Origin of the sequence: uncultured Chloroflexus sp. (assembly GCF_938091255.1) — a bacterium.
Lineage (GTDB): Bacteria > Chloroflexota > Chloroflexia > Chloroflexales > Chloroflexaceae > Chloroflexus.
Map to the genome: position 1 here is coordinate 40,517 of NZ_CALLJH010000010.1, position 25,451 is coordinate 65,967.

At 58.7% G+C, this 25,451-nt stretch carries 24 protein-coding genes; 10 read left to right on the forward strand and 14 right to left on the reverse strand.

The window, feature by feature from the left end:
* The first annotated feature begins 26 nt into the window (after nt 1-26).
* Genes Q1A00_RS04995 through trmD form a run of 3 tightly spaced genes read left to right on the forward strand, consistent with a single transcriptional unit; the run spans nt 27 to nt 2,309 of the window.
* On the forward strand, nt 27-620 hold the full coding sequence (locus tag Q1A00_RS04995) for a GNAT family N-acetyltransferase (RefSeq protein WP_298406123.1): 594 nt from the start codon (nt 27-29) through the stop codon (nt 618-620).
* 4 nt (nt 621-624) lie between these two features.
* Complete coding sequence (locus tag Q1A00_RS05000; protein WP_298406121.1) at nt 625-1,542, forward strand: alpha/beta hydrolase; 918 nt, start codon at nt 625-627, stop codon at nt 1,540-1,542.
* A 5-nt stretch (nt 1,543-1,547) separates the two neighbouring features.
* On the forward strand, nt 1,548-2,309 hold the full coding sequence (gene trmD / locus Q1A00_RS05005; RefSeq protein WP_298406119.1) for a tRNA (guanosine(37)-N1)-methyltransferase TrmD: 762 nt from the start codon (nt 1,548-1,550) through the stop codon (nt 2,307-2,309).
* Nucleotides 2,310-2,362: 53 nt separating this feature from the next.
* On the opposite strand, the gene Q1A00_RS05010 is transcribed toward trmD, so the two are convergent.
* A complete protein-coding gene (locus Q1A00_RS05010) occupies nt 2,363-3,628 on the reverse strand; it encodes a hypothetical protein (RefSeq protein ID WP_298406117.1) in 1,266 nt (421 codons plus the stop codon).
* Between the two features lie 70 nt (nt 3,629-3,698).
* Here Q1A00_RS05010 and Q1A00_RS05015 point away from each other — a divergent pair, with 70 nt between their 5' ends.
* A complete protein-coding gene (locus tag Q1A00_RS05015) occupies nt 3,699-4,733 on the forward strand; it encodes a methyltransferase domain-containing protein (RefSeq protein ID WP_298406115.1) in 1,035 nt (344 codons plus the stop codon).
* A 43-nt stretch (nt 4,734-4,776) separates the two neighbouring features.
* Here the strand turns inward: Q1A00_RS05015 and Q1A00_RS05020 are convergent, their stop codons facing one another.
* From Q1A00_RS05020 to Q1A00_RS05035, 4 genes are read right to left on the reverse strand one after another with little or no spacing between them, the layout of a single operon-like run.
* The gene (locus Q1A00_RS05020; protein ID WP_299755543.1) at nt 4,777-5,877 is read right to left on the reverse strand and encodes a hypothetical protein; all 1,101 of its coding nucleotides are present in this window, start codon (nt 5,875-5,877) and stop codon (nt 4,777-4,779) included.
* Nucleotides 5,878-5,886: 9 nt separating this feature from the next.
* Nucleotides 5,887-6,618, reverse strand: a complete 732-nt coding sequence (gene hisA / locus Q1A00_RS05025) for a 1-(5-phosphoribosyl)-5-[(5-phosphoribosylamino)methylideneamino]imidazole-4-carboxamide isomerase (RefSeq protein ID WP_298406111.1) — start codon at nt 6,616-6,618, stop codon at nt 5,887-5,889.
* 3 nt (nt 6,619-6,621) lie between these two features.
* Complete coding sequence (gene hisH, locus Q1A00_RS05030; protein WP_298406109.1) at nt 6,622-7,257, reverse strand: imidazole glycerol phosphate synthase subunit HisH; 636 nt, start codon at nt 7,255-7,257, stop codon at nt 6,622-6,624.
* A complete protein-coding gene (locus Q1A00_RS05035; protein WP_298406107.1) occupies nt 7,254-8,312 on the reverse strand; it encodes a histone deacetylase in 1,059 nt (352 codons plus the stop codon). Before Q1A00_RS05035 ends, hisH begins: the two co-directional genes overlap by 4 nt.
* 212 nt (nt 8,313-8,524) lie before the next feature.
* On the opposite strand from Q1A00_RS05035, the gene polA reads away from it, so the two are divergent.
* From polA to Q1A00_RS05055, 4 genes are all read left to right on the forward strand, one after another.
* Nucleotides 8,525-11,338: a DNA polymerase I gene (gene polA / locus Q1A00_RS05040; protein WP_299644789.1), complete on the forward strand. Its 2,814-nt coding sequence runs from the start codon at nt 8,525-8,527 to the stop codon at nt 11,336-11,338.
* 40 nt (nt 11,339-11,378) lie between these two features.
* Entirely contained in the window at nt 11,379-13,361 is a 1,983-nt protein-coding gene (locus tag Q1A00_RS05045; RefSeq protein ID WP_299755548.1) for a glycosyltransferase family 39 protein, read from the forward strand.
* A gap of 80 nt (nt 13,362-13,441) precedes the next feature.
* Entirely contained in the window at nt 13,442-14,461 is a 1,020-nt protein-coding gene (locus Q1A00_RS05050; protein ID WP_298406101.1) for a glycosyltransferase family 2 protein, read from the forward strand.
* A 51-nt stretch (nt 14,462-14,512) separates the two neighbouring features.
* A complete protein-coding gene (locus Q1A00_RS05055) occupies nt 14,513-15,499 on the forward strand; it encodes an SPFH domain-containing protein (protein ID WP_298406099.1) in 987 nt (328 codons plus the stop codon).
* A gap of 172 nt (nt 15,500-15,671) precedes the next feature.
* On the opposite strand, the gene Q1A00_RS05060 is transcribed toward Q1A00_RS05055, so the two are convergent.
* Together Q1A00_RS05060 and trxA are read right to left on the reverse strand one after the other, a co-directional pair.
* Nucleotides 15,672-15,953: a DUF3592 domain-containing protein gene (locus tag Q1A00_RS05060; protein WP_298406097.1), complete on the reverse strand. Its 282-nt coding sequence runs from the start codon at nt 15,951-15,953 to the stop codon at nt 15,672-15,674.
* A gap of 234 nt (nt 15,954-16,187) precedes the next feature.
* Nucleotides 16,188-16,967 (reverse strand): thioredoxin, encoded by a 780-nt coding sequence (gene trxA / locus Q1A00_RS05065; protein WP_298406096.1) that lies wholly within the window; start codon nt 16,965-16,967, stop codon nt 16,188-16,190.
* Nucleotides 16,968-17,192: 225 nt separating this feature from the next.
* Here trxA and Q1A00_RS05070 point away from each other — a divergent pair, with 225 nt between their 5' ends.
* On the forward strand, nt 17,193-19,754 hold the full coding sequence (locus Q1A00_RS05070) for a hypothetical protein (RefSeq protein WP_299755553.1): 2,562 nt from the start codon (nt 17,193-17,195) through the stop codon (nt 19,752-19,754).
* Between the two features lie 187 nt (nt 19,755-19,941).
* Nucleotides 19,942-20,208, forward strand: coding sequence for a hypothetical protein (locus Q1A00_RS05075; protein WP_066791651.1), 267 nt, complete (start codon nt 19,942-19,944; stop codon nt 20,206-20,208).
* Nucleotides 20,209-20,376: 168 nt separating this feature from the next.
* Here the strand turns inward: Q1A00_RS05075 and argC are convergent, their stop codons facing one another.
* From argC to Q1A00_RS05110, 7 genes are read right to left on the reverse strand one after another with little or no spacing between them, the layout of a single operon-like run.
* Complete coding sequence (argC, locus tag Q1A00_RS05080; protein WP_298406093.1) at nt 20,377-21,411, reverse strand: N-acetyl-gamma-glutamyl-phosphate reductase; 1,035 nt, start codon at nt 21,409-21,411, stop codon at nt 20,377-20,379.
* A gap of 10 nt (nt 21,412-21,421) precedes the next feature.
* Nucleotides 21,422-22,276, reverse strand: a complete 855-nt coding sequence (lysX, locus tag Q1A00_RS05085) for a lysine biosynthesis protein LysX (protein ID WP_298406092.1) — start codon at nt 22,274-22,276, stop codon at nt 21,422-21,424.
* An 11-nt stretch (nt 22,277-22,287) separates the two neighbouring features.
* A complete protein-coding gene (gene lysW, locus Q1A00_RS05090) occupies nt 22,288-22,455 on the reverse strand; it encodes a lysine biosynthesis protein LysW (protein ID WP_298406090.1) in 168 nt (55 codons plus the stop codon).
* 34 nt (nt 22,456-22,489) lie between these two features.
* Complete coding sequence (gene lysW / locus Q1A00_RS05095; protein ID WP_028459069.1) at nt 22,490-22,657, reverse strand: lysine biosynthesis protein LysW; 168 nt, start codon at nt 22,655-22,657, stop codon at nt 22,490-22,492.
* A 15-nt stretch (nt 22,658-22,672) separates the two neighbouring features.
* Nucleotides 22,673-23,671, reverse strand: a complete 999-nt coding sequence (locus Q1A00_RS05100; RefSeq protein WP_298406088.1) for an isocitrate/isopropylmalate dehydrogenase family protein — start codon at nt 23,669-23,671, stop codon at nt 22,673-22,675.
* Complete coding sequence (locus Q1A00_RS05105; RefSeq protein WP_299755560.1) at nt 23,671-24,171, reverse strand: homoaconitate hydratase; 501 nt, start codon at nt 24,169-24,171, stop codon at nt 23,671-23,673. Before Q1A00_RS05105 ends, Q1A00_RS05100 begins: the two co-directional genes overlap by 1 nt.
* 28 nt (nt 24,172-24,199) lie before the next feature.
* Nucleotides 24,200-25,450, reverse strand: a complete 1,251-nt coding sequence (locus Q1A00_RS05110; RefSeq protein ID WP_298483148.1) for a 3-isopropylmalate dehydratase large subunit — start codon at nt 25,448-25,450, stop codon at nt 24,200-24,202.
* Nucleotide 25,451: the final 1 nt, after the last annotated feature.

Below are 25,451 nucleotides of genomic sequence, written 5' to 3' on the forward strand. Positions count from 1 at the left end.
GAGCACGAGCGATGCCGGAGGTTAGTATGAACGAACAACGTGTTAGCCAGTCAATGCCGCTCACCATTACCACCCGTGATGGACGCACATTGCGCGTGCGCAGTCTTGCCGCTGCGGATGCTGAACTGCTCGAGCGGATGTTCTATCGCTTGTCGCCGGAATCGATCTATCGCCGGTTTTTCATTGCGGCTGAACATGCTTCCCCCGAACTGGTGCATAAATCGGCGCAACGGTTGGCGGCGATTAATCCGCGCCGCGAAGTGGCGTTGGTGGCGTTGGCTGACGAGCATGGGCGTGAAGAATCCATTGCCGTGGCCCGTTTTGCCCGCTTGCCACATGACCCTAAGGTAGCTGAGGCCTCAATTTTGGTGCGGGATGACTATCACGGGGCGGGGGTTGGGCGTAAGATGCTGGAATTGCTGCTGGCCGAGGCGCGGGCGGCAAACCTCGAACGGCTGATCTTTTTGACGCACGCCGATAATACCGCTATGATCCGGCTGGCGACCAGCTTGGGCTTGCCCTTCCATGGCCGGCATGCCGATGGGTTGTATGAAATCCATCTGCTATTGCAGCCGCAGGCCACGCCGGTGTTTGAGTTTGTCGGAACTGCACGAGGATAGGATGATGGCAAAAAGATTTGGCTGGAGTTTGTTACCGATGGCGCTGACCGGCGCCATTGGTGTGTTAGGTGGGATTACTGGCACGGCATACTACGTCAGTTTGCGGGTCAGCCCGCCGCCGCGCCGTACCTATCTCGACAGCTATACCTTTACCCCGTGGGAGTTAGGAGTGCCGTTTGAGACGGTTGAGTTTCGCAGCAGCGATGGTCTGCGGCTGGTGGGCTGGTGGTTGCCGCGCCCCGAAACGAATGCGGTGATCGTGGGCAGCCATGGCCATGCCGGCAGCAAAGATGAATTGCTTGGCATTGGCAGCTATTGCTGGCGAGCCGGCTATAATGTCCTGCTGTTTGATTATCGTGGTCGCGGCGAATCGGATCCATGGCCGCAGACGCTGGTGAGCCGCGAGGTTGACGATTTGCTAGCGGCGCTCGAGTTTGTGCGCCAGCGGATGTCCGCTGCGGCGATTGGTGTGGTTGGCTATTCGATGGGAGCGGCAGTGGGGATTTTGGCAACGGCCCGCGATCAGTCGGTTCGGGCGCTCGTGGCCGATAGCTCATTTACCGCTGGTGATGATGTGGTGGCCCATAGCATCACCCAAGTGCTGCGCATCCCGCCCAAGCCGTTGGTACGCTTGGCCGACGCGATCGTCGCTCGTCGCCACGGCTACCGCTTTAGCCAAGCCCGCCCGATTGACGCCATCGGCCAGATTGCGCCACGCCCGGTCTTTATCATTCATGGCATTGATGACTCGCTGATTCCGGTGAGCCACGCGCGCCAATTGTATGACGCTGCTCGCGAGCCGCGCATCTTGTGGGAGGTGCCCGGCGCCGAGCATTGTGGCGGGTATTTTGTCGATCGGGTGACGTATTGCCGGCGGGTTGTCGAGTTTTTTGACCAGTATCTGCGTAGCGTTGAGGCATAGCCGGCATGCGGTTTGATATCCTCACCCTCTTTCCAGCTATGTTTCAGGGGCCGCTGACCGAGAGTATTCTCAAGCGGGCGCAGCAGGCTGGCAAAATTGCCATTCACTTGCACGATATTCGACAGTGGGCGACTGATCGCCATCGCACCGCCGATGATACGCCTTATGGCGGCGGCGCCGGGATGGTGATGAAAGCTGAGCCGTTGGCGGCGGCGATTCGGGCGGTGCGCGCCGCTGATGAGCAAGCCGGGCCAACCATTCTACTTACGCCTGACGGTGAGTTGTTTACGCAGAGCATAGCGCATGAATTAGCGGCCTTGCCGCGCCTGATCCTCGTCTGTGGTCACTATGAGGGGATCGATGAGCGAGTGCGCGCGACACTGATTGACCGCGAGATCAGCATCGGCGATTATGTGTTGACCGGCGGTGAGTTGGCGGCGATGGTGGTGGTTGATGCGGTGGCGCGGTTGGTGCCGGGGGTGATCGATAGTGAATCGATTATCGAAGAGAGTCACAGCGATTTTTTGCTCGAATACCCGCACTACACCCGTCCAGCGGTTTGGGAGGGGTTGAGTGTGCCGCCGGTATTGCTCTCTGGAAACCATGGCGAGATTGCCCGTTGGCGGCGAGCCGAGCGGTTGCGCCGCACCTTGGCCCGCCGGCCCGATCTGCTGGATCGGGCCGCAGCAGCCGGTGTGTTGACTAAGGCCGATCTGGCGTTGTTGGCTGAATGGGGATGGCAACCGCCAACCATAGACGAGGAATAGAACACGGATTGACACGGATGGCCCGACCCGTGCCAATCCGTGTCAATCCGTGTTCATACTATCTCGGCCCGGTATTCACGCCAAAGCCGGCGCAGTTCGGTGGCCGGATCGCGCCAGAAACGGTCGGGTTCAACCGGCAGGGTTGGCAATGTACCCTTCGCTGGCAGACTGCCAATCGTCTCGCGCAGCGCCTCCCAACTCGCTTTCGGGCGGCCATCTGCCGTCCACAAACCCCATGTGCGCGCCGGCCAACTGCGGTCGAACGGTGGGATCTTCCACTGTTCCTCTGCCGGATCGACCATCCCGGCCAGCCAGACCGCGGCGGCCCCAGAGCGGGCCAATGTCGGCAGTGCTGCTTGTAGGGCCGTGGCCACCTCTTCTTCATCAGCCAAAAACGTTTGAGCGGGCCGGGCAAAGACCTCATCGTGCTGCCAGCCGCGCCATTGTGGGCGAGGGGCAGTGGGCCAGCCGAGATCGCTAACCACCACCTGCGTGGCGGCGGTATCGTTCACTTCTTCGGCCAGCAAACCAGCGACCACAGTGTGCAAAAAGCAGACGGCCTCGCCGCGCGCTGGCGGTCCATCGCCGATCGGCGGCCATGGCCCCACACTCATCACGACTTCGCCACCGGCCATTGCGATGTCATAGGGGCGCAAACTGGCGGGGTCACTCAGCGCAGCAGCATCAATCTGACCAAACAGCCGGTTGGCACCGTGGGCGCGAGCACGCTCGGCGAGATCGGCCCACCATGCTGCCACATCGCGATGGTCAGTTGGTGGCAGGACTCGCTCAACCCCGGCGGCTAACAGCCAACCATGGATAGCTGGATGGGCGGCGAAGTTACCGATCACTTCGCGGAGCAAGTAACGTTGCGCGGCCCGCATGTCGGGATCGGCGTAGAGATCGCGCACCGGTTCGCGCCGGTAGAAGGTATTGTCAAGAATCGTCAACGCCGGTGTTGCGAAGATCTCGCTTACCGCTTGGTTGGTCAACGCTTGCGCCGGCACCCCCAGCGCCCAATCGGGCAGATGGAGCGCCGGGCCAAGGGTGGCGCTCATTAGCGAGACAACCACGTGCAGACCGTTGGCTTGGGCAAGATCAAGGCCACGGTGGAAGCCATCGAGCGCAGCGACCGCAATCCGCTGTGCGCTTGGCTGCACCTCTGCCCAGCGCAGATCAAAACGTACTTGCTGCAAACCGATCTCACGCGCGCGTTGCAAGTATTCACGCAGCGCGCCGTGGTCGTAGCGCGACCAGCTTGCGGCCAGTGCCTGCGGTCGCGCTGGCATAGGCGGCCAAATAGTTGTTCCGATGTCCATAGGCGTTTTGCGTGTATACTAACAAGGCGATATAGCGCTAACCTCGCCTCTTCATTATCATAGTATAACAATGTCGCACCGAATTGAAATCATTGTCCCTACTGGGATCGAAGCATTGGCGCGCGCGGAAGCGCAGCGGATCGCCGGTATCCGGCTCGACCCGCCGGGAGAGAGCGGGGTGATCAGGGCAACGATGCGCGGCCCGTTGCCGGCGCTGTTCGATTTACGCTGCGCTACTTCAGTCTTCTTAGTGCGCAGCTTTGCCATTCCGCGGCCACGGGCTTTGCTCGGCGATGAGAACTTTCGCGAAGTCACGGTGATGATCGACACGGTGCGTCGTTTGCATCCTGCCAACACGTTTCAAACCCTTTTGCTCAGCGCTGCTGGCGCCGAGAGTAGTGTGCTGCGACGTTTCAAGCACGAGCTGAGCGAGCGGCTCGGTCTCTCGATCGGTGAAGACGATGGCGATCTTGTGCTGCGCTTGCGCCCCAGCCGCGAGCGGGCTGGTTGGGACGTGCTGGTACGCTTGACGCCGCGGCCATTAGCGACTCGCTCATGGCGGGTGTGTAATCGTGAGGGAGCGCTCAATGGGCCGGTAGCGCACGCAATGGCGCTGCTAAGCAAGCCGCGCGCCAGCGATCGAGTGCTAAATGTGGGATGCGGTTCGGGTACGCTGTTGATCGAGCGGTTGTTGATCGGGCCGGCGGCGCAGGCGATCGGGTGTGATATTGACCCTGCAGCGTTGGCATGCGCCTATCGTAACCTTGCCGCCGCCGGCTTGAGCCACAAGGTTTCATTGCACGATTGGGATGCGCAACACATGCCATTGCCGCCAGCAAGCATCGATGTGGTATTGGCCGATTTACCGTTTGGGCATCTGGTCGGTTCGCATGCCAGCAATGTCACGCTCTACCCGGCCTTGCTGCGTGAGGCGGCCCGCGTCACGCGGCTAGATGGATGCGCAGTGATCATCAGCCACGAAGTGCGACTCATGGAGCGCACCTTAGCCGAGTTGCCGGAATGGCGACTTGAGCAACACCTGCGTGTTGATCTTGGTGGCCTCTACCCGCGCATTTTCGTGTTGCGGCGGGTAGCGCAAAGGTAACGCCAAGGCGCTGAAGCAGGCGACTGCCGCCAGCGCCTTGTATTTATGATCGCTGATCGCCGCCGCCCAATTCGAGATGGGCAGCGCGCGTCTGTTCGAGCCGTTGGCGTAGCGTTGCCAGTTGGGCATTGAGGGTTTCTGCCTCGCGCCGCTCCAATTCCATAATGCGCAAGAGTTGCGCCTTTTGTTCAAGCTCCATCCGGTCAGTTGTGCGCGTGAAGCGCTGCTCAAGCTCGCGCAACCAACCATCAACCCGTTCGAGCCATGCCGTCAATTGGCGCAGATACTGCTCATCAGTCTCCTGCAACGCGCTCATCCGATCATCGGCCATCTGGCGCAACTCTTCCAACCGTTCTTGGTTCATCAAGAAGCGTTCGGTTGAAATGCGCTCAATCCGTTTGATTTCGGCAGTAATGTCAGGGAGCTTTGCTCCGATTTCTTTAATTTGGGCGGGCAGTACCTCGGCAAAGAGGTCGATCTGCTGACGAAGTTCTTCGAGCCGATCGATGCGTGACTTCTGCTCGTCGATCGATGGACGGAGATCGGCAACAAACTGTTGGGCTTCAACTGCCATTCGCCGCATCTGTTGCTTCTCGACTTGGATATCATCGTTAACACGCCGCACCTCTTGCATCACGGCTGCATCAGCTTCACGCAAGCGTTCGAGTTGCAAGGCAAATTGACGTTGACGTTCGTCGAGTTCTTTGATCTGCGACGAGAGGGCAGTAATTTGTTGTTCAACGTGTTCGATGCGAATAAGCCAGCCGGCGAGAAAGTCGCGATCTTGTTTGCGCGCTTCGGCGATCTGTTGGATCTGTGACTGCATATCACGCAACGGACGCACACCTTCTTCGATTTTGACCAGTGCCGCTGCCACTTCCCGTCGTAGTGCGACCACATCGCGGCGCACGATTTCATTAGCTTGGGCAACTTCACTGGTGTGACGCTCGAAGAGGCTTTGCACTTGCGCAATTGCACCCTCGTTTTTGCGTACCTGCTCCATTGCCCACTGATATTTGTTGGTCTGGTCCTTGAGCAGGCGGCGCAATTCGTCGATCTGGCTTTGCAGGTAGACCAATTGCGATTGCTCTTGCGCGCGCAGGCGCTCTTCTTCGTACCGCGCAGTGAGGTCTGAATTCGACATACAATCCTCTTATGGTTGTGAAGTCACCGTTTGGGCGACGGCCAATGCTTCGGGCAAGCTGATCGCTCCCACGTACAACGCCTTGCCGATAATCGCTCCCTCGACTCCAAGCTGGGCCAGCCGGCGCACATGATCGAGGGTGGCAATGCCGCCGCTCGCGATAATCGCTGGACCATCGGTGCGCATCAATTCGGCCAGCGCGATGAAATTCGGACCGCTAAGCGCTCCGTCGCGGTTGATGTCGGTATAGATGATCCGGCGCGCGCCGAGCGCAGCCATCTGTGCGGCGAGTGTAGTGGCCGCCACAGTTGAGGTGACCGTCCAGCCATCGGTCGCCACCATACCGTTCCGCGCGTCGATCCCGATCACAATCTGCTCGCCGAAGCGATTGAGCAGGCGAGCCACCAGTTCAGTTTCAGCGATCGCGGCGGTGCCGATGATCACGCGCTCGACCCCAAGGGCTAAAGCCGCCTCGACATCCTCTTCGCGGCGTAAGCCGCCGCCAAGCTGCACTGGAATCTGCACGGCTTGGGTAATGGCCAAGACAGCAGCGACATTCTGCGGTCTCCCGGCGCGGGCGCCATCGAGATCGACCAGATGCAGACGGGTTGCCCCTTGCTCTTGCCATGCCCGCGCCACGGCGACCGGATCGTCGGCGTAGACTGTCATCTGGGCGAAATCGCCTTGGTACAGCCGCACGCAGCACCCGTCTTTCAAATCAATTGCCGGAATAATCTCCATATCTCATCCTCTCTGAGTGGTTGCGCCACTCCACGCCACAAAGTTGGCTAGCAGGCGCAAGCCATAGTCGCCGCTCTTTTCGGGGTGAAACTGCACCGCTGCCAGCCGGTCGCGGATGATCACGCTCGGAAAGAGCAATCCGTAATCGGTGCGTGCGGCGATGATCGTCGGATCAGCGACATCACAGTAGTACGAGTGAACGAAATAAACATCAGCGCCATCGGGAATATCGGCAAAGAGAGGATGGTCGCGAAATGCTGGGTCAATCTGCATCTGATTCCATCCAATTTGCGGAATCTTACCGGCGCTCTCTGGTAAGCGTTGAACTGTCCCACGCACAATATCGAGACACGGGTGCCGACCAAACTCTTCGCTCTCGCTTAACAAGACCTGCATGCCGACGCAAATGCCGAGAAACGGTGTGCCGGCTGCCACCACTTCCGGCAAGATAGCGGCAATGCCGAGCTGGCGCAGGCTGGCCATCGTATCGGCGGTAGCGCCGACGCCGGGTAAGACGACCGCCTGCGCCGAACGAATCACCTCTGGGTTGTCGGTAACGGTTAAATTGGCGCCGACCCGCCGCAACGCGCGCACCACATTGGGCAGGTTGCCGGCGCCATAGTTAATCACTGCAATCATGCTTCTCCCTGATAACCAGTCTGCATCAAAAGCGGATGTTGATTCTGCAATGCGGTAATGATATGGTCAATCGTTGGTTCAGGTGCTTGGACGCCACCCATCGGGTCAGGGCCGGGATCCATACCGAGCATTAAGCGAAGCGTGGCAACGACACCGGCAGCGAGGGCGGGCAAGCTATAGCCACCTTCAAGTACAAATCCGATCCGGCCATCACACAGCTCGGCGGCCCAATCGAGCAGGTGTTGCGCGATACGGGCAAACCCCTTTACTGAAAGCGCCATTGGCCCGATCGGGTCGCTCCAGTGCGCGTCAAACCCAGCGGAAACCAGCATGATTTCGGGCTGAAACCGGCGCAGCGCCGGCCCAATGATCTGGCGGAAGACGCGGTCGTACCCTTGATCGCCAGTGCCGTAGGGTAAGGGAACATTGAGGGTTGTGCCGCCGGCAGTGCGCGGGTCTCCCATCTCGTGAATCGCGCCGGTGCCGGGGTAGAGCGGCGCAGCGTGGGTCGAACAAAAGAGCACCCGCCCGTCGCGGTAAAAGATGTCTTGGGTGCCGTTGCCGTGATGCACATCAAAATCGACAATGGCAATTCGTTGTAGGCCGTGCCGATCGAGCAATACCCGTGCGGCAACCGCAATATTGTTGAAGAGGCAAAACCCCATTGAGCGGATGTCAGTCGCGTGATGGCCGGGTGGACGGACGAGGGCAAATCCGTTGTGACAACGCCCTTCGGCGATAGCTTCGGCTAAGCAGATCGTTGCGCCTGCCGCTAGGATGGCTGCTTCCCACGAATCAGCGGTGACGTAGGTGTCGCTATCGATCTGTCCCCCGCCATAGCTGGCCAGTTGGCGCACCCGGTGCAGCATGTGTGGGTTATGAACGGCCAACAATTCGGCCTCGGTTGCCGGACGGATGGGCAATGGTTTGAGATAGCCGAGTAAACCCGCTGATTGGATCGCGCGCTGAATGGCATGCAGCCGGCTGGCCTGTTCAACGTGGCCGTGCCATGTATGCAGATCGAACCGTTGATCGGTTGCAATGGCTGTGGTCATACAAGTGTGTCAAGTGAGTTGTATTTGCTGCTGGCGGTGTCAAGCATTGGGCAATCACGCGTTGTTACGCCAGCGCCTTTGACATTGCTCACATTGTACCACGTAGCAATTAACGTCCGTTTACGTTGAGCGAGGATGTTCCCATATTGCGGCGTGGTATAATCCATGGGCGCAGAAAGGGTGTTGCGCATCGTTGGGAATGGAGCTTTGGTATGGCGCGCCCGTTGTTGGTGTTAGTTGATGGCCATGCGTTGGCGTATCGCGCCTTTTTTGCCTTGCGCGAGAGTGGGCTGCGCTCGTCGCGCGGCGAGCCGACGTATGCCGTCTTTGGGTTTGCCCAAATCTTGCTGACGGCGCTGGCCGACTACCGGCCTGAATACGCTGCCGTTGCCTTCGACGTCGGGCGTACCTTTCGCGATGACCTTTACGCTGAGTACAAAGCCGGGCGCGCCGAGACACCGGAAGAGTTTTACCCGCAGTTTGAGCGGATCACCCAATTGGTGCAGGCGTTGTCAATCCCGATCTACACTGCCGAGGGGTATGAAGCTGATGATGTGATCGGCACACTGGCTCGCCAAGCGACTGCTCAAGGGCTAGATGTGATCATCCTCACCGGCGATTCTGATGTGTTACAGTTGGTGAATGAGCAGGTGCGCGTGGCGCTGGCCAACCCTTACGGTGGCAAGACGAGTGTAACACTGTACGATGTCGAGCAGGTGCGCAAGCGGTACGATGGCCTCGAACCGGCACAACTCGCCGATTTGCGTGGTCTCAAGGGTGATCCCTCTGACAACATCCCCGGCGTGCGCGGGATCGGTGAGAAGGGCGCGATTGCCTTGCTCAAGCAGTTTGGCTCACTCGACAATCTCCTTGACCACATTCCTGATGCGCCGAAGCGGTACCAGACCTTGCTGAATGGGCAAGCGGATGCAGCCCGTTTTTCGCGCCAACTGGCAACAATCGTGACCAACGTGCCGGTGCAGCTTGATCTAGCGGCAGCCCGGCTTGGCGTGTACGATCGGGCCGCAGTGATGGCCCTCTTGCAAGAGTTGGAGTTTGGTGTTAGCTCAAACTTGATCAAGAAGTTGCCACCGGTGGTGCAAGCGCCGGCGTTGGCCGAGTTGCCCGCCGATCTGCCGGCGGCGCCGCTGGCTGCCGCTGGCCCGACCCAGCTCTCGCTGTTTGGCGGCGCAGTGCCGGCAGCTAATCCGGCTTCGGCGGCGACGCGGATTGTGCGCGACGCGGCGGCATTGGCCGATTTAGTGGCGCGCTTGCGCGCCGCACCGGCGTTTGCCTTCGATACCGAATGCACGAGCTTGCAAGCAGTGGGGAGTGATCTGGTCGGTATTTCGATTGCAACTACTCCTGACGACGCCTGTTACATACCGGTTGGGCACGAGACGGGTCAGCAGTTGCCGCTGGCCGAGGTGGTGGCGGTGCTTGGCCCACTATTTGCCGACCCGCACACGCCCAAATTTGCTCACAACGCCAAGTTTGATGCCGAAGTGCTGGCCGGTGCTGGTATGAAGGTGGCTGGTCTGGCGTTTGATACGATGATTGCTGCAGCGATGTTGGGCAAACGGCAAGGGTTGAAGGATTTGGCCTTTTATGAGTTGAAACTATCCGAACCACCCACGACGATCGAAGACCTGATCGGGCGAGGGAGCAAGCAGATCAGCTTTGCCGCCGTGCCTATCGAGCAGGCCGCTCCCTACGCTGCTGCCGATGCGCTGCATACGCTGCACTTAACCGAGGTGTTGCGTAGCCAACTTGAAGCTGATGCCGCTCTGCGCGACTTGTATTATCGGGTCGAACTGCCGTTGATCGACGTGTTGACCGATATGGAGTTGGCCGGCATCTTGCTCGACCACGAGTATCTGCGCGAGCTGGGCAAACGTTTCGCCCACCGCATTCACGAGCTGGCCGAACGCATCTATGCGCAGGCCGGCGGCCCGTTTAACATCAATTCTGGCCCGCAACTGAACGAGGTCTTGTTTGAGCGGATGGGCATTGATCCGCGCGCCCACGGCCTCAGCAAGCTCAAGAGCGGTGGCTATTCGATTACGGCTGAAGTGTTGGAAGAGCTGAGCCAGCTCTACCCGATCGCCGCCGATATTCTGGCCTATCGCCAGCTCACCAAACTCAAGAGTACGTATATCGACGCTCTGCCTGAGCTGGTCAATCCACGCACGGGCCGTATTCATACTTCGTACAACCAAATTGGCGCCGCGACTGGCCGGTTGTCATCGAATAATCCCAATTTGCAAAACATTCCAGTACGCACCGAAGAGGGGCGCGAAATTCGACGCGCTTTTATTGCCGCCCCGGGTCATCGATTCATCGCCGCCGACTACTCGCAAATCGAGCTGCGTGTGCTGGCCCACATCAGCGGTGATGAAAATCTGATCGCTGCGTTCCAACAGGGCCTTGATATTCATGCCGCTACAGCCAGCCGCTTATTTGGCGTTGCGCCCGATCAAGTCGATAAAAATCAACGCCGTGTCGCCAAAACAGTCGTGTTCGGTGTCATCTACGGTATTAGTGCCTTCGGTCTCGCCCAACGTCTTGGCATCGAACGCGATCTTGCTCGTCAACTGATCGACAACCTGTTCGCCCAATTCCCCGGCATTCGCCGCTATATTGACCAGACCCTCGCCTTTGGTCGTCAGCACGGATATGTGCAGACGTTGTTTGGCCGTAAGCGTATGATGGACGACTTACGCGCCAGCGGGGCGCGGCGAGCAGCGGCTGAACGCGAGGCGATCAATGCCCCGATCCAAGGGACTGCTGCCGACATTATGAAGATCGCGATGGTTAACGTGCATCGCGCCTTACGTGAGCGCGGCTTACGTACTCGCCTGCTCTTACAAGTGCATGACGAGTTGATCGCCGAAGCACCGGAAGAAGAGGTGGTGGAAGCGGCCCAGCTCTTGCGTGAAGTGATGAGCAGCGCCTACCAACTGATTGTGCCCCTTGGCGTCAATCTCGAGACTGGGCCGAATTGGGAAGAGATGGCGGCGGTGTGAGACGTGGTTATTCGCGATTGCTTGAGTTATTGAAATTATTATGCGTTATCATTTCTCGCGTATCCAGCTTCTGCCATTGGCAACGCTCCTTGCACTGCTCGTCATTTCCCTAAGCGCAACATGGCTCTTGGCATCACGTCCATGGCGGATTGATGCAGTCATTGGCGGCGCTGACTCGGCAATCGTGGGAACCGGTTTTTTCACCAAAGAGCTATCTTCTAATGGTACGCCATTTCGCTGGACGAGCGGGCCTGCTATTATCAATCTCCCACCGGTGCATGCAAGGTATCTGGTTACAATACGCGCCTACATTCCCAGTGATGTTATTCCTTATTACGTTGAGATCAAAGACCGTGCCTTTCCAGTGGCCACAATCGTGGTTACAGATCAGCTCCCCGACTTCCGCAGATACCATATCCTTTGGCAGTCACCTGCAACCTATCACTGGTTAGATTTGTTTACACCACGTCGTTTCACCATTGATGCTGAAACCCGAAACCGTAATCAAGATGATCCCCGGTTGTTAGGAATTGCGGTCAGTCATGTAAGTATTCGCAGTTCAAACACGTTGACGGCACCGATTACGCCGCTGATCACGATTGGCGTAACTCTGTTGGGATTTGCTCGTCTGCTCTGGCCGTTGCGCGGCAAACGGCTTGTGTGGTTTGCCGTGGTTGCTCTCCTCTTGCCGGTAGGATACGACCTTCTTGTATGGCATCCGCTTCAGGGAAACGACTACACGTGGTTGCCATGTTCGTGGTTGCCGGGCATGGTTGCGGCATTAACCATTGGCGCCTTCCTCGCGCAGAGCGCCGCTCGCACACATAGCGGCGCGTTCATTGCCGGGATGATCGTCATACTTCTGGCGTTTGCCGTCATAGCAACCTTGCAATGGCATTGGTACGTTGAAGGGCCTGATTACTATTGGCATTTGTACCATGGCGGCTCTTGGCAGCGTGTATTCCGCGCCCATCCCTTTTATCCATTCGGTTTTCCGCTGATTTTATGGTTGGGGCAGTTGGCCGGTGATCAAGCGCTGCTGTTTGGCCGGATCGCCAGCGCTATCGCTACATTTATGACGATAGGCGCTACAACGCTTATGGTTTGGCGAGCGATTCATCGATCGTATGCATGGGTGGCCAGCGCAGTGATGTTAGCAGCGCCGGTGGTGGTATCCCATGGCGTCTTTGCCAGCACTGATGCGCCAATGGTCAGTTTTGCCGCATTGGCGTTACTGGCTTTGCTATGGCATGAGCCACTGCCTTGGCGGCAAGTCATCCTCGCTGGAATGGCGCTTGGTCTTGCGTACCTCTTTCGCGTACAGACCACGATGCTGTTGATCCCGAGTTTGGTGTGGTTGTACTTTCAACCTATGCCTCAACTGCCGCTACGGCTAGCTTGGTTGAGCCGCCTTGGCCGTTTGATTGGCCCGCTGGCTTTGCTTGGCGGATTTCTGCTTGTGTCGGCGCCGCAGTGGTTGCTCGATATTCGCGATACGGGTCTGCCATTTTCGACGCGGCAATACGTAAACATTTGGTCATTCGCTTTTGAGCGTACTGACTCAGTGCCGGAAGGATCAACGTTTGAACAAATGTGGTTTATTTTAAACTTTGATCCGTATGGACTTTGGCGTCATTGGTTAGGCAATATCCGCCAATTTGGCGAGCATACAATCCATCAACTATTTATATGGCCGCTCGGGCTCGTAGCGTTCGGTGGTATGATCGTGAAAGGCCCATTATCGAATCGGCGCTATCTACTGTTGCTTGGATGGGTCATGTTCTACGGTTTGGTTGTGATGCTCACGACCAATAAGGAGCGCTTCTTCTTACCGATGATGCCGGCATTGGCGCTCTTCATAACGTCATTTCTAGCTGAGATAGATCATCGGCTTAGGCGATTTGGGAATCCGTTCGCCTTCGGATCGCTCTTGATCAGTGCGATCCTGTTTTATTGGGTTGTGATCAATCTTACGGTAGCCGAGATCGAACTTGCTACAGGCGGCTTTACTCGTCATTGGTAAGCGCATTGTGATACGTCTACATTGCGTAAGATGCTACTATCCAATGTCTTTACAACCGCCCAATGCGGCGGGGAGGAACCATGGCTGATGTGCAACCAACCTTTTCTGTGGTCGCGCCGGTCTACAATGAAGAGCAACTGATCGGCGAGTTTTGCCGGCGGGTGATTGCGGCCCTCGAACCGCTGGGAGAACCGTTTGAGCTAGTGCTGGTCAATGACGGTTGCCAAGATCGTTCGCCGGAGATTATGCGTGAACTGCACGAGCGCGATCCACGCATCAAAGTAATCAACTTCTCGCGCAATTTTGGCCATCAGATTGCGATTACCGCCGGCACCGACTACGCTACCGGCAAAGCGGTGATCGTGATCGATTCTGATTTGCAAGACCCGCCGGAGGTGATCCCCGATCTGATTGCCCGTTGGCGCGAAGGCTATCAGGTGGTGTATGGTGTACGCGAGGAGCGCGAAGGTGAGACGTGGTTTAAGAAAACGACGGCAGCTATCTTCTATCGCCTGATCGTACGGATTACCAACGTCAAGATTCCAGTCGATACCGGCGATTTTCGGCTAATGGATCGCAAGGTTGTCGATGCGCTCAAACGCATGCGCGAGCACCACCGCTTTATGCGTGGGTTGTCAGCGTGGGTTGGCTTCCGTCAGACCGGTGTGCCGTATCGTCGCCATGCCCGCACCGCCGGTACTACCAAATATCCGTTGCGCAAGATGCTGCGGTTTGCCCTCGATGGCATTACCAGCTTTTCGTATCTGCCGCTGCAACTAGCGACCTATCTCGGCTTTATCGTGGCCGCAATCAGTATGATTTTCTTGATTGTGGTGTTTGTAATGCGGTTAGCCAATCCCGCTGCCGCCGAACCGGCGTTTTATGGTCAGGCCAGCACGTTGGCGAGTGTACTCTTCCTTGGTGCGGTTCAACTGATCTCGCTCGGCATCATCGGCGAATATGTCGGTCGCATCTACGACGAAGTGAAAGGCCGGCCACTCTATATTGTTGCCGAAACGTTAGGGATCGACGAGGCGGTTGCAACTTCCGCCCCTGCGGTGCGTACTAATCAACGAGAACACACGTCGTTCCCGACGTAATCGGGGGGTGCGCCGTCGCAACGTGCGTCACGCCCGGGTGGAGGAGGAAGTATGAATGCACGGTTGTCATTAGTTGGCGGGCTTATTCTTGTGCTGATCATTGCTGGTATCGGCCTCAGCACAATGAAGTATGTACAGGTTGATGAGGGTCAGGCTGCAATTGAGCTGGTGCAAGGTCGGATCGTGGCTGTGCATGGGCCGGGGCCGATCTTTCGCCCCTTTGCCCCCTTCACCGCAATCGAACTGGTCAATATCCGCCGCCAGTCACGGCAAATTTCGCAAAATGTTGCCAGCAGTGACAAACAGTTGTACGACATTGATATTCAAGTCGATTTTCGCCGCTTACCAACTGAGCAGGCGTTACGCGCCGCCTATGCTGAGATCGGGGTCAGTGATGCGCAACTGAATGATTTTCTGGATGGGTTTATCAATGATGCGCTCAAGAGCGCCAGTACCCAGTTTACCCTCGATGAAGCGCTCTCGGATCGTGGCGCCTTTGCCGAGCGGATCCGCCGTTTTCTTACCACGCCGCCCGGTGATGGCCAACGCGCGCCGGTTGATCAACTGTACATCACGATCGAAGCGGTAAAGGTACTTGATATCAAGGTTGGTGAGACATACGCTCAGTTGTTGGCCGAAAAAGCGAATCTTGAAGTGCAGATTGAAACCGAGCAGAAACGCCGGCAGCAGATCGAAGCGCAACAAGCCAATAACCTCTTCCAAGCCGAGCAAGAGGCCTTGGTCGCGTTGACTCGCGAAAAAGGTATCACGGCAGCGGCACTTGAGGCCGCCAATCGCGAAGCGCAGGTGCGAGCAATTGAAGGTCGCTACTGGCGCGAAAACCCCGAACTGTTCGAGCTGCGCAAGCGTGAATTGCTCGTGCAAATGATGTCGAGGGGGAATGTGTGGTTCGTTGACCCAAACACCAATCTGACCCTGTTGCTTAACAATCAAGCGGTGGATGGACAGGCCCTTGTTGTTCCGCAGCCAAATCGCACGCAGCCGTCAACGCCGGGAGAAACGCCGGCTAATCCATAAGTGTCAACCCGGCATCCTGCCCGACAGAAAAGGTGGGATGCCGTGTATCTAGGCGCGGCGGCGCCACAGAATCGTGCCGATCAGGCCAAGCAATCCGCCGAGTTTCAAGAATTCAATCCAGATCGAGCGTCACCAAACTGCCGAGAAAGATATATACCGGTAGTCAGTTTTCCTATGGATTGACAAGGGTGTACAGCACTTCTCCTTGCTCGCCGGCTTGAAACGCTGGCAGATTGCCGCCAAGCGTGCTCTCGAACCGGATCGGCTCGCCATTGGCGGTGCAGAACTTGACTACCGGGTCGTCGAAGGTTCGCTTCCCGCTGTTGGTGTTGGCAATGCGCGATACGTCTTCGACAACGGTGCCTTGTGCCGGGATCATGGTTGCCATTTGGCGGGCAAGATCGGCGCGGATGTTCCAGCCGAGGGCGAAGAACAGCACATCAGCGATGAGCAAGCCCGGCCACTCAATGATGGTCCTGAGCGAATAGCGAGACTATACCTTCCTCATGACCTCTCTGCTGAATGTGGATTAAAGATAGGTAGGAGTATTTCATACAGCAGGGAGCCTGACGTATGAAAGGCGAACACAGTGTTTGCGCATAATTCACGCTAACCCCACTCTATGCGTAACCATCATTGCATGCAAAAACGGCCTCGGCGAGATATTCCCGCCGAGGCTACCCGTGTGCTATCGTCCCACATGCCGGGCCAGCGCTTGTCGCAAGACCTGATACGGCTGTGCGCCGACTAGCCGCTCAACGACCCGACCGTCTTTGAAGACGTAAATCGCTGGGATGCCGGTGATGCCGAAGCGTTGGGCCGTGTACGGGTTTTCGTCCACGTTGAGCTTGGCAACCACCGCCTTGCCGGTGAACTCTTGCGCCAGCCGCTCGATCGATGGCGCGACGGCCCGGCACGGGCCGCACCACGGCGCCCAGAAATCGACTAGCACTGGCTGCTGGCTCTGGCCGACTACTTGATCGAAGGTGGCGTCGCGCAGTATCACCGGCCCAGCCGGCGCGCGTGGTTCGCTGGCGGCTGGACGGTTTGACGTAGGGTTGGGTGCGGTGCCATTGGTGGCCGGCGCCGATTGGTGCAGCGGCATACTCGGCCCGCTCGGCAACGGCGGCTGCGAACCCTCGCCGCTCAGGTAGTTTAACCATGCTTGTAAGGCCGTCTCTGGCGCAGCGCCGGCAGTGCGTGCCACTATCGCGCCATGCCTAATAAAGACCAGCCCCGGTAGATCGGTGACGCTATATTTCCGCACTAGAGCCGGGTTATCATCGGCATCAACCCGCGCAATCAGCGCCTTGCCAGCAAAGCGTTGCGCCAACCGTTCGAGGGTTGGTTCGAGTTGCTGGCAAGTTTGGCAACCGCGCCGGTCGAAGACGAGTAAGACCGGCAATCCTGCTTGCAAGACGCGGTTGATGCTCTGTTCGCCCGTGCGAATTGGGCTTGCAAAGACCATAGTGACCTCGCTTGAGTTCTGTTGTTTTTCAGCTAACATCACTCTACTCTGGCGATATTAGTTGGGTAGTAGCGTAGTGTTAGCACAGTGTTATAGCGGTTGTCCATTTGTTGCTTCTTCGCAATGCGGAGTTATATCGAAACACCGTGACAGTTGGTGCAGTACGCGCTACAACAACATACAGGTTCCCTGTGCCGAACCATCCTTTCGCCAAGGAGGAACCGTATGCTCGCCCCATCTCGTCCGCCGTTTGCTCCATGTCCTGCTAAAGGCATCTCACGCGCCCTCTATTGGTTCCTTATTCTTGTCATCGGGAGCGGTTTGGCCGCTTGCGTGACCGGCCCTCCCACCGCGAGCGAGTCTACACCGGGTGGCGCGGAGGCGACGGTTGCGCCGCCGCCAACCGCTGTTCCCGCTCCGCTGGTGATGGAAGTAAAGCCGTTAGCCAGCCTGCCGGTGCAACCCAATGGTCAACCCTACACCGATGAATACGGCACGCAAATCATTGCCCCACCCACCGTTATGGAAACCGGCGAGCCGATTACGGTTGCCCTCAGCGCCGCTGAGGGTCCATTGGCCGTCGCCTTGCAAGAACAGGCCGTGATCGAGACGCCGCTCTACGCAGTGACTGCACCAAACGATAGTCGGGGCCGGGTCACGCTGTCGCTGCCCGCCGCTTCACCCGAATCGCGCATTGTGGCGTTAGTCGATGACACCTATCTGGCGGTGCTCGATCAAGAACCACGTGATGGAAAACTGGAGCTGGCAGTGCGGGTGGCGCCCACCGGTGTGCCTGATCTCACCTCCGGCAATGGCGGGGGTGGTACGATCCGCTACTTCGTGGCTCGCCCGCAGAGCGCCGCGAGCGATGGAAAGCTGTGGCAGGTACTCGCACCCCCGCCGGCATTCGCCGCCGACGACTATCATCTCTGTTTGCAATGGACGTCGAACACACTGTGCCGCACCAATGGCCAAATCTACGTGATGTGGCCAATGACGGCCAAGTTCACGCTTGATCAGGCCGATGAAGTGATTCGCCAGATCGCTTCGATTCTGCGGAGTTTTGCTCAGAAAGGGTTTACCGCAGCCAAGTCGAACTCGTCTATTTTCGTGGTGATCAAGCCTGATCTCAACGCGCCGGCATACAGCCCCAAGAGTAGCATCCTCTCGTTGCCGGTTGATAGCGCCCAAACCATCGCCAACCCGCCCGGACGCTACGAACTGATTCACGAGCTGGCCCACTGGGTGCAAGATGAAGAGTATGCGATGACGGTGGCGGCCCTCTCTGGCATCAAGGCGTGGTGGTTAGAGACAACCGCTGAGAACTTGGTCTTTCTGATCGAGCCGGCAGCGCAAGAGCACAACCTCACTCAGTACGGCCAAACGACGGTTGATGGGCCGAAGCTTGGCTTTCAGTCCGAACCGTTCACGTGGGGACGGAACGATGAATCGCGCTACATTCACGCCCAATTGCTGAAGGTCAACCTCTGCGCGAACAGTGCCTGCGCGCTGAGCGAGGAAGAGCTGGTGAAGGCGATCAACGAGGGCAGCTACCCGTTGATGGATGAAGCGCGCCAAGCGAAGCTGCGCGCTAACCTCGATGATTATGCCCGCTATTTGCTTGGGGTGGCGCCGGAACGGGCCAATACCGGGATCATGCTGCCGGAGGTGTTGCAACAAGCCAGCCGGGTCGGTGATGTGATCAGCGTTCGCCGCAACAGGGGTGATCATTTTGTGCTCAGTTCGACTGCTGAGGCGCCGCAGATCGAGAAACAAACGCCAAATGGCCGTCCGCCTGAGTACCAGATCCAAGCCGTTATTGACAGTGGCGCCGTCTATCCGTTGAGTGTGGTGAACGGCGGAGCTAACCCGAACACATCCGGCTGGCCGGTCATGCTCACCATTGAGCCGGGAGTGGAGCTGTTTTACCGGCGGGGCGATGAGCCGGTCACGTATCACGATGGCTCCAGCCAACTGGTGCTCGGCCCAATCCATCGCGGTATGGGTTACGACATGGTGCGGGTGGTAGCCTTGGCCCGCAATCAGTCAGCCACCTTCAAGGCCAAAGTGCATGTGGTCGATTTGCAGGGTGACTGGATCATGGTGAGCCAGAAGGTGATCAGCACGACCGTATCGTGTGTGAATGACAATGAAAACTTTAATGATGATCTAGCCGATCTGATTAAGCTGGCTCAAGCGATTTCGTTGATAGTGGCACCGCGCGGTTCGTACCAGTGGAGCGGTCTGAACGAACTGGCCTTTGTCTTTGACGGAGGGGCAGCCTCGCTGACCAGCGAAGCGGATGATACCTCGCAGTTCGCGGCATTAGCCTTGATCTCACCTGATGCGATCGAAGGCGAGATGCAGGTTGTCTTCCCACCGCCGGCCACGAGTAATGCTGCGCCGGTGTGGCTGGCATTGGTCTTTGTGCCTCCCGGCATCCTCGCGTGGCGATCGCGCCGCCGGATAGCGCTGTTGTTGGTTGGGTTGCTCATGAGCACGACGCTAACGGGGTGTGTTGGTGTGTCGATCAGTGGCAATGTCGACACCCGCTATACGCTCGACAAACTCGAATATGTGGGTAAAGGCGATACGCTCGGTGAACCGCTCTGGCGGATCAGCACGCAGAAGAATGCCTACACCGACATTGATATAACCATTGTCGTCACTGTTGAGACGATCGGCGACGAACCGCCAGAGCAAAAGACGACTCGCTGTGCTGGCCGCATCGAACACGATCTGGTGATCGAAGTGTATCGCGATGGCGTGATCAATCCTTTGGAGTAACGTAACACAGCACAATGCGCAGGGAAAGCAATATTCCCTGCGCATTGTATTTCACCATCTCTGCACACCCATTGCAAAAAATGTGCAAACACGATATACTAGATGGCGGATCGCGGCGACGGTGCCGCTCAGGTCATTGTCGCCGCGGCGCTACGGATGTGCCCGGCGAATATGTGGAGGATAAACCATGCAAGATCACTTTCGCCAGCGCATCGAAGTACTTACCGCTCGCCTCAACAGCTTGCGCCCCGGCCTTGAGCGGGCGCGCCAATCGGTTGCCCGTCTAGAAAATGATACCGTCCCCGCTGGGGCGACGGCCTTAGCCCGTGCTGCACAATTGTCGGCGGCGCGCGCAATGGCGGCCACGTTGGCCGAGCGCGAGCGCCAGTTGCTAGTAGCGATTCAGGCGTTGCAGGCCGAATTGGCCGATCAGCAATTGACCGAACATGAATAGAGGCCGGTTGCAAGCCGGCTTCTTTGAAGCTGGGGAGTGCGGCAGTTATACTGCTGCACTCCCTACTTTATGGATGGCCCAGTGCGGCGCTGAGGGTCGCGATTGCCCACAGGGGTGAAATGCGGCAGCATGACTGCCGCACTCCATAAAACGCTCATCAACCTGTTCCTACGGGTGCAACCCCATAAACGTCAACGCCGTCGTCTCGGCAAAACCACACATCAGGTTCATGCACTGCACAGCGCTGCCGGCAGCCCCCTTCATCAAATTGTCGATCGCGCAGATACTGACAATCCGCCCGGTCGTTGGCTCGTAGGCGAAGCCAATGTCGGCGTAATTGGCCCCTGCCAGTATCTTCGGTTCTGGATAGCGATAGATCCCCTGCCGTTCCTTCACGATACGGATAAACGGCTGCTCACGGGCAAAGCCACGGTACGCCTGCCACAAATCCTTTTCGGTCAAGTCACGCGCCGCGAAGGCATGCACTGTCGCTAACGCACCGCGCACGAGCTCGATCGCGGTGATCGACATATGAACGTTGCGCAAGCCGGTCACTTGTTCGACTTCGGCAAGGTGGCGGTGACCAACCGGCGCAAACGAGCGCACCGCGCCGGATCGTTCGGGGTGGTGGCTGGCGTCGCTGGCCGTCGCGCCGCCTTCCGATGATCCCACCTTCACGTCGGCAATAATCGGTCGGGTGTGGTCGATCAGATCGGCTTGCACCAGCGGCAACAGGGCAAGGTTGGTGGCAGTGGCGTTACAACCGACGCCGCTGGCATAGCGCGCGCCGATCAGGGCGGCCCGGTTCACTTCGGGCAACCCATACACAAACCGCTCCAGCCACGCCGGGGCCGGGTGCGGATTGCCGTACCACTGCTGGTAAACCGCCGGATCGCGCAGGCGAAAGTCAGCCGAACAGTCGATGATCCGCTCGGCGAGGGCGGCGTAGCGCTCGATGGCCTGCGCCGCTTCGCCATGAGGTAGGGCTAGAAAGAGCAGATCGCACGGCTGTAAGGTGTCGGGGTGGACGAATTGCAGATTGGTGCGGCCACGCAAGTTGGGATGCACCTGATAGAGGTATCTCCCGGCGTTGCGGGCACTGGTCGCCTGCACAATTGTCACGTGCGGGTGGTCGAGCAAGAGGCGCAACAGTTCGCCGCCGACATAGCCGCTCGCTCCCACAATGCTAACGCGCAAAGTCATACACGCCTCATTAAACACTACGACGCCCGCTGCCCACCTCTACCACGTAATCGATAATCCGGGCCGGGATGTCAACCCCAGTGGTGTCGATGCTATTGCGGAACTCCATCGTGTAATTCACTTCGTTGACCAACAACTCGCCATCTGGTGTCTCAAGAATATCGATCGCGACCACGCCGCCGCCGACCGCGTGGGCGGCGCGCACGCTCAGATCGGCCAGCTCTGGCGTGACCGGGCAGTTCGTGGCGACGCCGCCGCGGGCAGTGTTGGTGATCCAGTGCGGGCTGGTGCGATAGATCGCCGCAATGCACTCGTCACCGATCACGAAGCTGCGGATGTCGCGGCCCGGCTTATTGATGTACTGCTGGATGTAGAAGATTGAGTGTTGGTAATTACCCAACACATCACGGTGTTCGAGAATGGCCTCGGCGGCGTCGCGGTCGTTGATCTTGCTCACCATCCGCCCCCATGAACCGATTACCGGCTTGAGCACCACCGGATAGCCGAGCTGCTCGATCGCTTCAAGCGCGCTTTCCGGCGTGAAGGCGAGCAAACAGCGTGGCGTCGGCACCCCGGCATGGATGAGCGCCTGCGTAGTGAGAAACTTGTCACCGCAGGTGAGGGCGACGTGGTAGGTGTTGACCGTTGGTACGCCGGCGTCGTTAAGGATTTTGAGCATGTACAGTGCGCGGCTATGCTGAATGGCGCGCTCGAGCACGACATCAAACGGGTAGCTGGTCTGGTGGAGGTCAAAGATGTGCTCGCGGTCATCAATTTTGACATAATCGAGACCGCGGCGTTCTAGCTCTTGAAAGAGCAGCTTCTCTTCGGCGCGGATGCGCGAGCAGAGGACGGCAATGCGCATAATCGGTTCTCCTATTCTCCCCAATCCTCTTCCACCTCAGGGGCGAGGGCGAGAGTGGGCGGGTTGAGGCTGACAACTTCCAATTCAGCGCCGCAATCAGGGCAGGCGATGATTTCGTTTTCAAGCGTGCCTGCCGGCAGCGTGATCTCGGCGGCGCATTCGGGGCATTCGGCGCGCATCGATGAACTCCTTTGTTGGGTAGACATAAGGTCGTTATTCGCCCCAATCCTCTTCGACCTCAGGGGCGAGGGCGAGGGTAGGCGGGTTCAAGCTAACAACTTCCAATTCAGCGCCGCAATCGGGGCAAGCGATAATCTCACTCTCTAGCGTGTTGGCCGGCAGCGTGATCAAGGCAACACATTCGGGGCATTCAGCGTGCATAGTTAGGTGCTCCTTTCAAGCTAGGGTTGCGATCTGTTCCAGAATAGCATCGGCTACTTCACGAGTTGTTGCGTCACCGCCAGCGTCGGGGGTGCGAATGTCAGCAGCGGCGACGGCATCCATGGCCCGGCGCAGCCGTTCGGCCACGTGGGGCCGGTCGATCCACTCAAGCAGCATCACCACGCAGTTGAGGGCTGCGGTTGGATTGGCAATGCCGCGTCCGGCGATGTCGGGCGCCGCGCCATGCACCGGCTCGAACAACGCCCGACCGTGGCCGAGATTGCTGCTGGCGGCGACACCCAAGCCACCGCCGTGAATGCAGGCAATGTCCGAGAGAATATCGCCGAACAGGTTGGTAGTGACGATCACATCAAACCGCTGCGGTTGGGCAGCTAGTTGCATTGCGGCCACATCAACCAACCGCTCCTCAAAAGTCAATTCGGGGAAATCGGCGGCGACTTCCAGCGCCACGGTGCGGAACAGGCCGTCGGTGACACGCAGCACATTGGCTTTGTGAACGATTGTGACTTTACCGGGATGACCGGCTGCTTGGCGTGCGTGCGCTATTTCGCAAGCGGTGCGGGCGATACGGGCCGAGGCGGCGCGGGTGATGACCCGCTCGGCGATGGCGGTGTTTCCATCGTCTTCGAGCCGCTCGCGCCCGCTATACAGGTCTTCGGTGTTCTCGCGCACGACTACCAGATCAACGCCGGGGCCGACTGTGGGCCGGATGTTGGCGTAGAGGTCGAGGGTGCGGCGCAGTTCGACAATTGGGCTGCGGTAACCGGGCACCGGGTGACTTGGCGAGGCGACTGCGCCAAAGAGAATCGCGGTCGCTTCACGGGCTGCCGCCAGTGTCTCGGCGGGTAAAGCGACGCCTGTGCGCTGGAAGACGCCCCACCCCGCTTCAGCTTCGGTCAGCGTGAGGTCAGGCGCCAGCGCACGCAGCGCCGCCGTCGCTACAGCCATCACCTCCGGGCCGATTCCGTCGCCGGGAATGACACAAATCTGCATCACGCCACCTCACCGGGGAAACGACCATACTGGCGGTAGAACGGCACAATGCCACCTGCGGCCCACACCTCGCGCAGGAAGAGCGGTGGCGGTGGCAAGTGGATCACGCGCCCATCACTGGTTGTAATCCGTCCCTGTTCCAGATCAAGCTCAACCTCATCACCATCGGTCAGCTCGCCGGTCAGATCGGCGGTAAAGCAGGGAATGCCGAGGTTGAGCGCGTTGCGGAAGAAGATGCGGGCAAAGAGCGGGGCGATAATTGCGCCAACGCCGACCATGCGCAAAGCTAACGGAGCGTATTCGCGCGAGCTACCGCAGCCAAAGTTCTTGCCAGCGACGATGATGTCGCCGGGGCGCACGTTGGGCGCGAAATCGGGCCGGTGTTCGATGAACGGGTAGCGACGCAGTTCACTCTCATCCTTCAACATATACGGCGCATAGCGACCGGGAACGATCTGATCGGTATTGATATCGGGGCCAAAGAGCCACACACGAGCCATAGCAAAGCCTCTCTTTCTGCACTGAGCGTTATTGCGATACGACCGGCTGGCCATCCATCACTGTACGCGGATCGGTTAGATAGCCAGTAAGTGCCGTTGCGGCGGCGACTGCCGGCGAGGCGAGGTAGATCTGCGCTTCGGGACTGCCCATGCGGCCACGGAAGTTGCGGTTGCCGGTGAAGAGGCAAACCTCGCCGGGGGCAAGCACTCCCATGTGACGGCCAATGCATGCACCGCAACCCGGTGTACCAATCGTGGCCCCGGCAGCGAGCAACGTAGCGAGGGTGCCATCGCTAGCAGCGCGTTGCAAGGCTTGCGCACTGGCCGGCACGACGATCATACGCACTCCCGGAGCGAGGCGGCGTCCGGCCAAGATCTGGGCCGCGACCGCCATGTCTTCGTAGTGGCCGTTAGTGCATGTGCCGAGGTAGACCACATCAACCGCCACCCGGCCCAGATCGCTCAGATCGGCGACGTTATCGACATAATGTGGGGCGGAGACTTGTGGCTCAAGTTGACCGAGATCGATCTCAACCACCGTTTGATACTGCGCATCGGCATCGACGGTAGGCACCAGCGGGCCGGTGAGGTCGAGACCAGCAGGCGAGATAATGCCAGCTTTGGCCCCCATTTCAATCGAGAGGGTCGCCAGCGTCATCCGCTCCATCACGCTGAGCTGCTCGACGCCGTGCCACTCGATCGCGGCGTAGGTGGCGCCATCGGCGCGGAGCAAGCGGGCGGCGCGGAGGGCCAAATCCTTCGGGCCGACGCCGAAGCCAAACGTGCCGCGCGCGCGTACCACAATCGTCTCCGGCACGCGCAGCCATGTCTTGCCGGTCGCCAGCGCCAGCGCAATGTCGGTGCTGCCCATGCCGCTGCCAAACGCTCCCACGCAGCCATACGCCGTGCTATGGCTATCACTGCCCAAAATCAACATCCCCGGCTGGGCCAACCCCTCTTCAACCAACACCGGGTGCGAAATGCCGCGCCCGACATCAAACAGGTTGGGGATGCCTTGCGTGCGCACCCAGCGCCGCACCTCTTGCTGCTTTTCGGCGGTCTGCACGCTGGCAGCGGGAGCCACGTGGTCGATCACCACTGCCACCCGCTGCGGATCCCACACCCGCTCGGCGCCCAACTCTTGGTGCAGAATGCGAATGATGCCGGGGGCCAAGCTATCATGCACCATCACCAGATCAACGTTCGCCGTCACGACATCGCCAGCGCGCACCGGACGACCGGCGACGCGGCTCAAAATCTGTTCGCTCATCGTTGGCATA